Source organism: Streptococcus sp. KHUD_017, assembly GCF_054861245.1.
The window spans coordinates 314,572-327,793 of the sequence record NZ_CM142175.1; the positions used below are offsets into that span (position 1 = coordinate 314,572).

Genomic DNA, 13,222 nt, shown 5'->3' on the forward strand with positions numbered 1-13,222 from the left:
TTTTAAAACTACTTTCAGAGGGATTCTTGCAGGGGTCAGACATTAAATCCACTTTCCGTTTCCCTTTCTTTCTTGCATTGCTTTCCCATATGTGCTACAGTTATGATAACGGTTACAAAGTAAAGGAGGGTTTTATGAGAAATCCAGCATTAGTAGAAGAAATGAAAACATATAAAGGAAGAGATGAAGTTCCACAGGATTTTGATGCTTTTTGGGATGGTGAGATTGACAAGGTTTTGGTCTTGCCAGATTACCAACTAGAGGAACGTGATTTTCATATTCCAAATGTTAAGTGCTATGAGTTAACCTTTAAAGGTACACGTGATGGCCTTGTCTATGCGCGTGTGGTCTTACCAAAATCAGATAAGAAAGTACCAGTTATTTTCCACTTCCATGGCTATATGGGACGTTGTTGGGATTGGACAGATATGCTAGCCTTTACCGTCGCTGGTTATGGGGTTGTATCGATGGATGTTCGTGGGCAATCTGGTTACTCACAAGATGGCTTGCGTTCGCCTCTCGGAAATACAGTTAAGGGGCAAATCATCCGTGGTGCAGTAGAAGGAAAAGAGCAACTCTTCTATAAGGATGTTTATCTTGATATTTATCAATTGATTGAGATTGTAGCTAGTCTCCCGCAAGTAGATGAAGAGCAGTTGGCTAGTTACGGAGCTTCGCAAGGAGGAGCGCTGGCTTTAGTGGCTGCAGGGCTCAATCCACGTATCAAGCGAACAGTTGCCATCTATCCATTCTTGTCAGACTTTAGACGAGTGCTAGAAATTGGCAATACCAGTGAAGCCTATGATGAACTCTTCCGCTATTTTAAGTTTCATGATCCATTCCATGAAACAGAAGAACAAATCATGGAGACGCTTGGTTATATTGATGTGAAAAACCTTGCCCATCGCATTAAAGGTGAGGTGAGAATGATTACAGGGCTTGATGACGATGTCTGCTATCCAATCACCCAGTTTGCCATTTACAATCGTTTGAGTTGTGAAAAGAGCTATCGTCTCATGCCAGAATATGCCCACGAAGCTATGAATGTCCATGTCAATGACCAGGTTTACAACTGGTTGTGTGGTAGTGAGATTCCCTTTACCTATGTAGGTCATTAAAAAAATGAAAAATAGCCCTGCTAAAACAGGGCTTTCTTTGTTGAGGAGTAAAGAAAGTAGTTTCAAAAAGTTTGAAACATAGAAATATATCTGAAAGTAAATTCTATTATAGATTACTAAGGCTAAAACTTGGAATATTTATTATATAATAAGTGTAGTATCAATTTGAAAGGAGTAAAATTGTTGCTTGCTTTAAGATATAAAGTAGAAAAATGCAACAGAAATTCAGATGAAAAGAATGGGAAAAACCCATCAACAATACAGTTTCTTTCTTGCTCAAAGCCCTAGGGGCAAAAATTTTTAAGCAAAAAAGAAAGCGCTTTATTTTTGTGGAAAATGGAAGGAAATATATGACACAGAGAGATTTTGAACGGAAACAACGTTTTGGGATTAGAAAATTTACAGTAGGAGCTGCATCAGTAGTCATTGGGGCAGTTGTTTTTGGTGCTTCACCAGTTTTAGCTCAAGAAGCTCCAGCAACCAGTGGTGAAACAGCTGGACAAGCTTTGCCAGAATTGCCAAAAGAAGTAGAATCAGGAAATCTAGCTAACCTTGATAAGGAACTTGCTGATAAGTTGGCAAAAGCGACGGATAAAGGAACTGAAGTAAACCGTGAAGAGCTGAAAGCAAACCCAGGTTCTGAAAAACCGACAGAAACTGAAAACCCGACAGGAACTGAAACTCCAGCAGAGACTCCAGCAGCTGAAACTGAGAATGAGGAAGTTGGTAGCGTCCCACGTGACTTCTACGCAAGAGAATTAGAAAATGCCAATGTTGTCGTTGAAAAAGAAGATGTAGAGACCAATGCAACAAATGGTCAACGAGTTGATTTGAATGATGAACTTGATAAACTGAAAAAACTTCAGAATGCTACCGTTCATATGGAGTTTAAGCCAGATGCATCTGCTCCACGTTTTTACAACCTCTTCTCGGTTTCTAGTGATACCAAAGTAAATGAGTATTTCACTATGGCCATCCTTGATAACACAGCTATCGTTGAAGGTCGTGATGCAAATGGAAACCAATTCTATGGTGATTATAAAACTGCTCCTTTGAAAATTAAGCCAGGTGAGTGGAACTCTGTAACCTTTACAGTTGAAAGACCAAATGCTGACCAACCAAATGGTCAGGTTCGCGTCTATGTAAATGGTGTCTTGTCGCGCACAAGTCCTCAGTCTGGTCGCTTCATCCAAGACATGCCAGATGTTAATCATGTACAAATCGGAACAACAAAACGTACAGGCAAAAACTTCTGGGGTGCTAATCTTAAAGTCCGTAATCTAACTGTTTATGATCGTGCCCTTTCTCCAGAAGAAGTTAAAAAACGTAGCCAGTTCTTTGAAAGAGGTGAATTGGCGAAAAAACTTCCTGAAGGTGCAGAAGTAACTGAAAAGTTAGATGTATTTGAAGGTGGTGTGAACCGCAAGCCAAATAAAGATGGTATTGCAAGTTACCGTATACCTGCACTTCTAAAGACAGATAAAGGTACCTTGATTGCCGGAACGGATGAAAGACGCTTGCATCACTCTGACTGGGGTGATATTGGTATGGTCGTTCGTCGTAGTGATGACAATGGAAAGACATGGGGAGATAGAATTACCATCTCTAATCCTCGTGACAATGAGAAAGCTAAAAATCCAGAATGGCCATCACCAGTTAATATTGACATGGCTTTAGTCCAAGATCCGAAAACCAAGAGAATCTTCTCAATTTATGATATGTTCCTCGAAGGGAAGGCAGTATTCTCTCTACCAGGGAAAGCACCACAAGCCTATGAGCAAATCGGTGATAAGGTTTACCAAGTCTTGTACAAACAAGGTGATGCGGGACGTTATACTATCCGTGAAAATGGTGAAGTTTTTGACCCTGAAAATAGAAAAACAGAATACCGTGTTGTAGTTGATCCTAAACAACCAGCTTATAGCGATAAGGGTGATCTATACAAGGGTGAAGAACTAATTGGCAATGTCTATTTCGAATACAGTGACAAGAATATCTTTAGAGTTTCAAATACCAACTATCTCTGGATGTCTTATAGTGATGATGATGGGAAAACATGGTCTGCACCTAAAGATATTACATACGGTATTCGCAAGGACTGGATGCACTTCTTAGGTACTGGACCTGGTACAGGGATTGCCTTGCACTCAGGACCTCACAAAGGTCGTCTCGTTATCCCAGTCTATACTACAAATAACGTATCTTACTTGAGTGGTTCTCAGTCTTCACGTGTTATTTACTCAGATGACCATGGTGAAACTTGGCAAGCAGGTGAAGCAGTCAATGATAACCGTCCAGTAGGTAACCAAACAATTCACTCTTCAACTATGAATAATCCAGGTGCTCAAAATACTGAGTCAACTGTTGTTCAGTTGAATAATGGGGATCTCAAACTCTTCATGCGTGGATTAACAGGAGATTTGCAGGTTGCAACAAGTAAGGACGGTGGAGCAACTTGGGAAAAAGATGTAAAACGTTATGCGGATGTTAAGGACGTATACGTTCAAATGTCTGCTATTCATACTGTACAAGATGGTAAGGAATATATTATCCTCAGCAATGCAGGTGGGCCAGGACGTTACAATGGTTTGGTACACTTGGCGCGTGTGGAAGCTAATGGGGATCTAACTTGGCTTAAACATAATCCAATTCAAAGTGGTAAATTTGCCTATAACTCATTGCAAGATCTTGGGAATGGTGAATTTGGCTTACTTTATGAACACGCAGATGCCAATCAAAATGAATATACTTTGTCTTATAAGAAATTCAACTGGGATTTCTTGAGCAAAGATATGGTTGCACCAACTAAAGCAAAAGTAAAAAGTGCAGTAGATATGGGTAACAATATTGTTGCACTAGAATTTGATTCAGAAGTCTTGGTAAACCAAGCTCCTGTTCTTAAATTAGCGAATGGAAACCTAGCAACCTTCTTAACTCAGTACGATACAAAAACACTGCTATTTGTTGTCAAAAAAGAAGATATTGGCCAAGAAGTTACAGAATTAGCTGGTGGTGCAATTGAAAGTATGCATAATTTACCAGTTAGCCTTGAAGATGCAGGAATCCCTGGTGGAATTAATGGTAAAGAACCTGCCATTCATGAAGTTCCAGAGTTCACTGGAGGTGTCAATGGTGACGAAGTGGCAGTACATGAAGTTCCAGAATATAATTCAGTGGAGACCTCAAAAGGGGAACCGGCAGTTCATGAAGTCCCAGAATTCGAAGGTGGCGTAAATGGCGAAGAGGCAGCTGTAACAGAGACACCTGAGTATACAGAAGCTATTGGAACAGCAGGTGAGGAACCAGCACCAACTGTAGAAGTCCCAGAATTCGAAGGTGGCGTGAATGGTGAGGAAGCGGCTGTAACAGAGACACCTGAATATACAGAAGCTATTGGAACAGTGGGCGACGAGCCAGCACCAACAGTAGAAGTTCCGGAATCCACAGGTGGCGTAAATGGTGACGAAGCAGCTGTAACAGAGACACCTGAGTATACAGAAGCTATTGGAACAGCAGGTGAGGAACCATCACCAACTGTAGAAGTCCCAGAATTCGAAGGTGGCGTGAATGGTGAGGAAGCGGCTGTAACAGAGGCACCTGAGTACACAGAACCTAGTGCAACAGTAGGTGACGAAGCAGCACCAACGGTGGAAATCCCAGAATTCGAAGGTGGTGTCAATGCAGTCGAAGCTGCAGTTCATGAGCTTCCAGAATTCACAGGCGGAGTAAATGCAGTTGAAGCGCTCAAAAATGAGCTTCCAGAATTCACAGGTGGAGCAAATGCAGTTCAAGCGCTTAAGCATGAACTTCCAGAATTCACAGGCGGAGTAAATGCAGTCGAAGCAGCCAAGAATGAACTTCCAGAATATAAGGGTGAAGAAAAACCACTTGTCACTTTAGTGGCACAGCAAGATAAGACATATCAAGCTCCAGCAGCACAACCACAACAACCAATCCTCCCAGCAACAGGAAGTGAGGTTTCTACTCCTCTAGTATCTGTAGGAATGGTTGGAATGCTTCTCGGCTTGTTTGGAATGGTTAAGAAAAAAGAAGATTAATGGCAACATTGAATCTAAAAAGTCTCTATAAAAAGGTTTAGACTTATATTAGAAGAGTCTGTAACGTTCATTCGTTACAGGCTCTTTTGTTTGCAGAAAGCGAAGATTCTAGTGGAAATAAGCGGATGAAAGGAGAATTTAACTCGGGCAGTTCTCCCTGAAACTACTTTCAGGAGATTCTGTTTCATAAAATTGTTTTGAAACTTCAATCTATTCTAGTACAAGTTCTTGAAAGCGCTTTAAAAATGATATATAATAGGCTCATAAGAAAAAAGAAAAGGAGGAAAGTAGATGCCACAGATCAGTAAAGAAGCTTTGATTGAGCAGATTAAAGATGGAATCATCGTTTCTTGTCAGGCACTTCCTCATGAACCGCTTTATACAGAAGCGGGAGGTGTAATGCCCTTGCTAGTCAAAGCGGCTGAGCAGGGTGGAGCAGTCGGTATCCGAGCAAATAGTGTTCGGGATATTAAGGAAATCAAAGAGGTCACAAATCTTCCGATTATCGGAATTATCAAACGTGATTATCCACCACAGGAACCATTCATCACTGCTACTATGAAAGAAGTTGATGAACTAGCGGCTCTAGATATTGAGGTGATTGCTCTTGATTGTACCAAGAGAGAACGCCATGATGGCTTGGGAATTCAAGAATTCATCCGTCAAATCAAAGAAAAATACCCAAATCAACTCTTGATGGCTGACACAAGTACCTTTGAAGAAGGGCTTACAGCAGTTGAAGCAGGAATTGACTTTGTTGGAACAACCTTGTCAGGCTACACATCTTATAGCCCGAAATTGGATGGTCCAGACTTTGAATTGATTAAGAAACTTTGTGATGCAGGAGTAGACGTCATCGCAGAAGGTAAGATTCACACACCAGAACAGGCTAAGCAAATCCTAGGTTACGGAGTGCGAGGCATTGTAGTTGGTGGCGCTATTACTAGACCAAAAGAGATAACGGAACGATTTGTTGCGGGTCTCAAATAAGACAATTAAAACACGAGGAGAGTGGTTGATTAGTAAAACAAAATGTAAACGTATACAAAGTTGTCAATACTCATTATCCGTTTCGGATACGCTTATCATCATTTAGGAGAATACTAATGAAATTTAGAAAACTAGCTTGTACAGTACTTGCGGGTGCTGCTGTCCTATCTCTTGCTGCTTGTGGCAAATCAGACGCTAAAAAAGACGCTGCAAGTGATGCAGGACAAACTGAAATCACTTGGTGGGCTTTCCCAGTCTTCACTCAAGAAAAATCTGGTGACGGTGTAGGAACTTATGAAAAATCTATCATCGAAGCTTTCGAAAAAGCAAACCCAGATATCAAAGTTAAACTAGAAACAATCGACTTCAAATCTGGTCCAGAAAAAATTACGACAGCTATTGAAGCTGGAACTGCTCCAGATGTACTTTTCGATGCACCAGGTCGTATCATTAATTACGGTAAAAATGGTAAATTAGCTGAATTGAATGACCTCTTTACAGATGAATTTGTTAAAGATGTTAACAATGAAAACATCATCCAAGCAAGTAAGGCTGGTGATAAAGCATACATGTATCCAATCAGTTCTGCACCATTCTACATGGCTATGAACAAGAAAATGTTGGAAGATGCTGGTGTAGCTGACCTTGTTAAAGAAGGTTGGACAACTGATGATTTTGAAAAAGTCTTGAAAGCACTTAAAGATAAAGGATACACTCCAGGTTCATTGTTCAGTTCTGGTCAAGGGGGAGACCAAGGGACACGTGCCTTCATCGCTAACCTTTACGGCGGTTCTGTAACAGACAAAGAAGTTACTAAATACACAACTGACGATCCTAAGTTCGTCAAAGGTCTTGAAAAAGCAACTAGCTGGATTAAAGATGGTTTGTTGAACAACGGTTCACAATTTGACGGTGGAGCAGACATCCAAAACTTTGCAAACGGTCAAACATCATACACAATCCTTTGGGCACCAGCTCAAAACGGTATCCAAGCTAAATTGTTGGAAGCAAGTAAAGTTGAAGTGGTAGAAGTTCCATTCCCATCTGATTCTGGTAAACCAGCTCTTGAGTACCTTGTAAACGGATTTGCAGTATTTAACAACAAAGATGAAAAGAAAGTTGCTGCTGCTAAGAAATTCATCCAATTCATCGCTGATGATAAAGAGTGGGGTCCTAAAGACGTAGTTCGTACAGGTGCCTTCCCAGTTCGTACTTCATTTGGTAAACTTTACGACGATAAGCGTATGGAAACTATCAGTGGTTGGACTCAATACTACTCTCCATACTACAACACAATCGACGGATTTGCTGAAATGAGAACTCTATGGTTCCCAATGCTTCAATCAGTATCTAATGGTGACGAAGAACCTGCTGCAGCTTTGAAAACATTCACTGAAAAAGCGAATGAAACAATCAAAAAAGCAGCTAAATAATAAGCCCTAAATAAAAGTAAAATCCCCCCTTTTCCCTGTGCACCTCTGTGTACGAAAAGGGGGAGTTTTGTTTAAAAAATGTAAGGAACTGACAGGTCAAAATTAAAATGAAGTTCTTACATAGGCTTTTCTTGGAAAAAATTTCATTTTGATTTTACATCAATGTCAGACAACAATCAAAAAAACAAAAACTATTTGAAAGTGAGGTGCCGACTGTGAAAGTCAATAAAATTCGCATGAGAGAAACAATTGTTTCTTATGCCTTCTTAGCACCAGTATTAATCTTCTTTACCGTCTTTGTCCTAGCTCCAATGATCATGGGATTCATCACTAGTTTCTTTAACTACTCGATGACTAGCTTTGAGTTTGTGGGACTTGACAACTACATCCGCATGTTTAAAGACCCTGTCTTTACAAAATCTTTGATTAATACCGTAATCTTAGTTATCGGATCTGTACCAGTCGTTGTACTCTTCTCACTATTTGTGGCATCACAAACTTACCAACAAAATGCAGTTGCTAGATCCTTCTATCGTTTCGTATTCTTCCTTCCTGTTGTAACAGGTAGTGTTGCCGTAACGGTTGTATGGAAATGGATTTATGATCCTCTATCAGGTATTTTGAATTTCGTGCTTAAGTCAAGCCATATCATTAGCCAAAACATTTCTTGGTTAGGAGATAAAAACTGGGCTTTGATGGCGATTATGATTATTCTTTTGACAACATCAGTTGGTCAGCCAATCATCCTTTACATCGCTGCAATGGGTAATATTGATAACTCTCTTGTTGAAGCGGCGCGTGTCGACGGAGCAACTGAGTTACAAGTTTTCTGGAAGATTAAATGGCCAAGCCTTCTTCCAACAACTCTTTATATCGCAATCATTACAACAATCAACTCATTCCAGTGTTTCGCTTTGATTCAGCTTTTGACTTCAGGTGGTCCAAACTACTCAACAAGTACACTTATGTACTACCTATACGAGAAAGCTTTCCAATTGACTGAGTATGGCTATGCCAATACTATTGGTGTATTCTTAGCAGTTATGATTGCAATTGTCAGCTTTGTTCAATTTAAAGTACTTGGAAACGACGTAGAATATTAATAGAAAGGAGACAGCTATGCAATCTACACAAAAGAAACCTTTAACAGCTTTCACTGTTATTTCAACCATCTTCTTGCTTTTATTGACTGTACTGTTTATCTTTCCATTCTACTGGATTTTGACAGGTGCATTCAAATCACAACCGGATACCATTATGATTCCACCGCAATGGTTCCCTAAAGCTCCAACAATGGAGAACTTCCAACAATTGATGGTGCAAAACCCAGCCTTACAATGGATGTGGAACTCAGTCTTCATTTCATTGGTAACAATGTTCTTGGTTTGTGCAACTTCATCCCTAGCAGGTTATGTATTGGCTAAGAAACGTTTCTATGGACAACGCATTCTCTTCGCTATCTTTATCGCTGCCATGGCTCTTCCAAAACAAGTTGTCCTTGTACCATTGGTACGTATCGTCAACTTCATGGGAATCCATGACACTCTTTGGGCGGTTATCTTGCCTTTGATCGGATGGCCATTTGGGGTCTTCCTCATGAAACAGTTCAGTGAAAACATTCCAACAGAATTGCTCGAATCTGCTAAAATCGATGGATGTGGTGAGATTCGTACTTTCTGGAGCGTAGCCTTCCCTATTGTGAAACCAGGATTTGCAGCTCTTGCAATCTTTACCTTCATCAATACATGGAATGACTACTTCATGCAGTTGGTTATGTTGACATCTCGTAACAACTTGACCATCTCACTCGGGGTTGCGACTATGCAGGCTGAGATGGCAACTAACTACGGTTTGATCATGGCAGGGGCTGCTCTTGCAGCTGTGCCAATCGTAACAGTCTTCCTTGTCTTCCAAAAATCCTTCACTCAAGGTATTACTATGGGAGCCGTTAAAGGTTAATACTCTGCGAAAATTGAATATAGTACAATCTGTTTATCAGTATGCAGAAGTATAGTTGATAGACTAAGAGAATACAGGATATATAAGTGTCTACAAAATGGAGAGGAGTTAGTTGCTTCACGAAGTTTTGTTAGACACTTATAAACTTAATTTTTGACTTTTTAGATACTATTTAGAATAGTTATTTCCCATCTTAGTGGTATTCAAGATAAGTATGTTGTACTTATCTTGGACGGAGTTTTTGAGAGTAAAATAGTTCGGGGAACTATTTTAGCCTGAGCCTAGAAATGAATGAGCGAGGAGTTCAAAAATTAGGTCTTTCATTTCATGGTTTTCTAAAATCATCCACTGGATAATTTAACCTTCCGTCCGCACTATTTAAGGGAAATTATAAAAAGATAAATCAAATTGGAAATAAGCATCAGAAGCGAAGGAAATTACTATGATTTTTGATGATTTAAAAAACATTAGCTTTTACAAGGGAATTCACCCAAATCTGGACAAAGCTATAGATTATCTCTATGAGCATCGTAAGGATACTTTTGAATTAGGTAAATACGATATTGATGGGGATAAGGTCTTTCTAGTTGTGCAGGAAAATGTTCTCAACAAAGAAGAAAATGATCGCTTTGAGCATCATAAAAACTATGCAGATTTGCATTTGTTAGTTGAAGGACATGAGTATTCTAGCTACGGTTCTCGCATCAAAGATGAGGCTGTAGCCTTTGATGAAGCCAGTGATATTGGCTTTGTTCATTGTCACGAACAATACCCACTTTTGTTGGGATATCACAATTTTGCAGTTTTCTTCCCAGGAGAACCTCATCAGCCTAACGGTTATGCAGGTATGGAAGATACAGTTCGCAAATATTTATTTAAAATTTTAATCGATTAGTCAGTTAGGAGGAGCAAACAATGGCACATAAAGGATCTGGATTGATAAAAGCGGCATTCGATACGGATAACTTTCTGATGCGTTTTTGCGAGAAGGTTTTAGATATTGTGACGGTGAACCTACTCTTTGTTGTGTCTTGTTTGCCTATTGTGACTATTGGAGTAGCTAAAATCAGTCTCTATCAGACAATCTTTGAAGTGAAGCGCAACCGTCGCATTCCTGTTTTCAAAATCTATATTAGAGCCTTCAAGCAAAATTTGAAATTAGGTTTTCAGTTAGGTTTGCTGGAATTAGGAATCTTTTTGATCAGTGTGGTTGACTTATCACTATTTTGGAGTCAAACTGGTGTTGCCTTTCAACTCATTAAAGCTATTTGTTTGGGAATTCTTATATTTTTAACACTAGTTATGTTGGCTAGCTATCCAATTGCTGCACGCTATGAATTAACTTGGAAAGAAGTGCTCCAAAAGGGCTTACTTTTGGCAAGTTTTAACTTCGTGTGGTTCTTCTTGATGCTTGCGATTATTTTGTTAATCATTATGCTTCTCTATCTATCAGGCTTTACTCTAGTGCTTGGTGGTTCAGCATTTCTACTCTTTGGCTTTGGTCTTCTTGCCTTTTGCCAAGCTGGATTAATGGAAAAATTGTTTGCTAAATATCAAGCAGATTGAAAATAATATGAAACTACTTTCAAACAAGAAAAGCTATGGGAGATGAATAGAAATTAAAATCTAAGTGGCTGAGATGTATTGAAAGCGCTTTTTACAAGGTGTATACTAAAATTGTAAAAAATCAACTGCTCAAAGCAGAAAAAAGAAATCTTAGGAGAAATCTATGTCAGATTTAAAAAAATATGAAGGTGTCATTCCTGCCTTCTACGCATGTTATGATGATGCAGGTGAAGTTAGCCCAGAACGTACTCGTGCCTTGGTGCAATACTTCATTGATAAAGGTGTTCAAGGGCTTTATGTCAACGGTTCTTCAGGTGAATGTATCTACCAAAGCGTAGAAGACCGCAAATTGATTTTGGAAGAAGTCATGGCAGTAGCTAAAGGCAAGTTGACTATCATTGCTCACGTGGCATGTAACAATACTAAAGACAGTATCGAACTTGCTCGCCATGCTGAAAGCTTGGGAGTAGATGCTATCGCAACAATCCCTCCAATTTACTTCCGTTTGCCTGAGTACTCAGTAGCAAAATACTGGAACGACATCAGTGCAGCAGCACCAAATACAGACTATGTTATCTATAACATTCCTCAATTGGCAGGAGTTGCTTTGACTCCAAGTCTTTACACAGAAATGTTGAAGAACCCACGTGTGATTGGTGTTAAAAACTCTTCAATGCCAGTTCAAGATATTCAAACTTTTGTTAGTCTTGGTGGCGAAGATCATATCGTCTTTAATGGTCCAGATGAACAATTCCTCGGTGGTCGTCTCATGGGTGCTAAAGCTGGTATTGGTGGTACTTATGGTGCTATGCCAGAACTCTTCTTGAAACTCAACCAATTGATTGCAGATAAAGACCTAGAAACAGCGCGTGAATTGCAATATGCAATCAACGCTATCATTGGTAAATTGACTGCTGCACATGGAAACATGTACGGTGTTATCAAAGAAGTCTTGAAAATCAATGAAGGGCTTAATATCGGATCAGTTCGTTCTCCACTTACACCAGTGACCGAAGAAGATCGTTCAGTTGTAGAAGCAGCTGCTCAATTGATTCGTGAAACTAAGGAGCGTTTCCTCTAATCAACAGGAGGCTTTATGACTAATTTCGTTGCAATTGATATTGGTGGAACTAATATCAAATACGGTTTAATTGACCAAGATGGACAACTTGTAGAGTCTAACGAAGTAGCGACTGAGGCTCATAAGGGTGGTCCACACATCTTACAGAAAACAAAAGATATCGTAGCTAGCTATCTAGAAAAAGGACAAGTGTCAGGTGTAGCCATTTCCTCAGCGGGAATGGTTGATCCTGATAAGGGTGAAATTTTCTATGCTGGTCCACAGATTCCAAATTATGCCGGAACCCAATTTAAAAAGGAAATTGAAGCTAGCTTTAATATTCCTTGTGAAATTGAAAATGATGTCAACTGTGCAGGGCTTGCTGAAGCTGTCTCTGGTTCAGGAAAAGGTGCAAGTATTACTCTTTGCTTGACAATTGGGACTGGTATCGGTGGTTGCTTAATCATTGATGGACAAGTTTTCCATGGCTTTAGTAATTCTGCCTGTGAGGTTGGTTATCTGCACATGCAAGATGGAGCTTTCCAGGATTTAGCGTCTACGACAGCTCTTGTTAAGTATGTAGCAGACGCACATGGAGATGAAGTGGAACAGTGGAACGGTCGCAGAATTTTCAAAGAAGCTACCGAAGGCAATAAACTCTGCATGGAGGGGATTGACCGTATGGTGGATTACCTTGGTAAGGGTCTCGCAAATATTTGTTATGTTGCCAATCCAGAAGTTGTCATCCTTGGTGGTGGTATCATGGGGCAAGAAGCAATTTTGAAACCAAAAATCCGTAAGGCTTTGAAAGATTCGCTTGTTCCAAGCTTGGCAGACAAGACTCGACTTGAATTTGCCCACCATCAGAATACTGCTGGCATGCTCGGTGCTTATTATCATTTCAAAACCAAACAGTCCTAAATTGGCTTTGCCAATTTAGGGTTTTTTGGCAGGAAAAAAGCTAGGTAAAAGTTTAATAAAACTTTGGGAACCCTTGCATTTCTTGGGATAATATAGTATATTTATTATACTGAGAAA

General features: G+C 39.8%; 10 protein-coding genes. All 10 read left to right on the plus strand.

Annotated elements, in window-relative coordinates:
- Window positions 1-134: 134 nt before the first annotated feature.
- The 10 genes from ACVAMZ_RS01540 to ACVAMZ_RS01585 all read left to right on the plus strand — a co-directional run bounded on the left by ACVAMZ_RS01540 (window position 135) and on the right by ACVAMZ_RS01585 (window position 13,105).
- On the plus strand, window positions 135-1,118 hold the full coding sequence (locus tag ACVAMZ_RS01540; protein ID WP_461684834.1) for an acetylxylan esterase: 984 nt from the start codon (window positions 135-137) through the stop codon (window positions 1,116-1,118).
- Between the two features lie 350 nt (window positions 1,119-1,468).
- Complete coding sequence (locus ACVAMZ_RS01545; RefSeq protein WP_461684835.1) at window positions 1,469-5,176, plus strand: SIALI-17 repeat-containing surface protein; 3,708 nt, start codon at window positions 1,469-1,471, stop codon at window positions 5,174-5,176.
- A 291-nt stretch (window positions 5,177-5,467) separates the two neighbouring features.
- Entirely contained in the window at window positions 5,468-6,166 is a 699-nt protein-coding gene (locus tag ACVAMZ_RS01550; RefSeq protein WP_414254029.1) for an N-acetylmannosamine-6-phosphate 2-epimerase, read from the plus strand.
- Window positions 6,167-6,282: 116 nt separating this feature from the next.
- Window positions 6,283-7,599 (plus strand): ABC transporter substrate-binding protein, encoded by a 1,317-nt coding sequence (locus ACVAMZ_RS01555; RefSeq protein WP_461684836.1) that lies wholly within the window; start codon window positions 6,283-6,285, stop codon window positions 7,597-7,599.
- Window positions 7,600-7,835: 236 nt separating this feature from the next.
- Window positions 7,836-8,702, plus strand: coding sequence for a carbohydrate ABC transporter permease (locus ACVAMZ_RS01560; RefSeq protein WP_053092415.1), 867 nt, complete (start codon window positions 7,836-7,838; stop codon window positions 8,700-8,702).
- A 16-nt stretch (window positions 8,703-8,718) separates the two neighbouring features.
- Entirely contained in the window at window positions 8,719-9,558 is an 840-nt protein-coding gene (locus ACVAMZ_RS01565; RefSeq protein ID WP_004250812.1) for a carbohydrate ABC transporter permease, read from the plus strand.
- 442 nt (window positions 9,559-10,000) lie between these two features.
- A complete protein-coding gene (locus ACVAMZ_RS01570; protein WP_263394386.1) occupies window positions 10,001-10,453 on the plus strand; it encodes a NanQ anomerase/TabA/YiaL family protein in 453 nt (150 codons plus the stop codon).
- A 20-nt stretch (window positions 10,454-10,473) separates the two neighbouring features.
- Window positions 10,474-11,124, plus strand: a complete 651-nt coding sequence (locus ACVAMZ_RS01575; RefSeq protein ID WP_461684837.1) for a YesL family protein — start codon at window positions 10,474-10,476, stop codon at window positions 11,122-11,124.
- 163 nt (window positions 11,125-11,287) lie between these two features.
- Window positions 11,288-12,205, plus strand: coding sequence for a dihydrodipicolinate synthase family protein (locus ACVAMZ_RS01580; protein WP_414259700.1), 918 nt, complete (start codon window positions 11,288-11,290; stop codon window positions 12,203-12,205).
- A 15-nt stretch (window positions 12,206-12,220) separates the two neighbouring features.
- Window positions 12,221-13,105 (plus strand): ROK family protein, encoded by an 885-nt coding sequence (locus ACVAMZ_RS01585; RefSeq protein WP_461684838.1) that lies wholly within the window; start codon window positions 12,221-12,223, stop codon window positions 13,103-13,105.
- Window positions 13,106-13,222 lie beyond the last annotated feature (117 nt).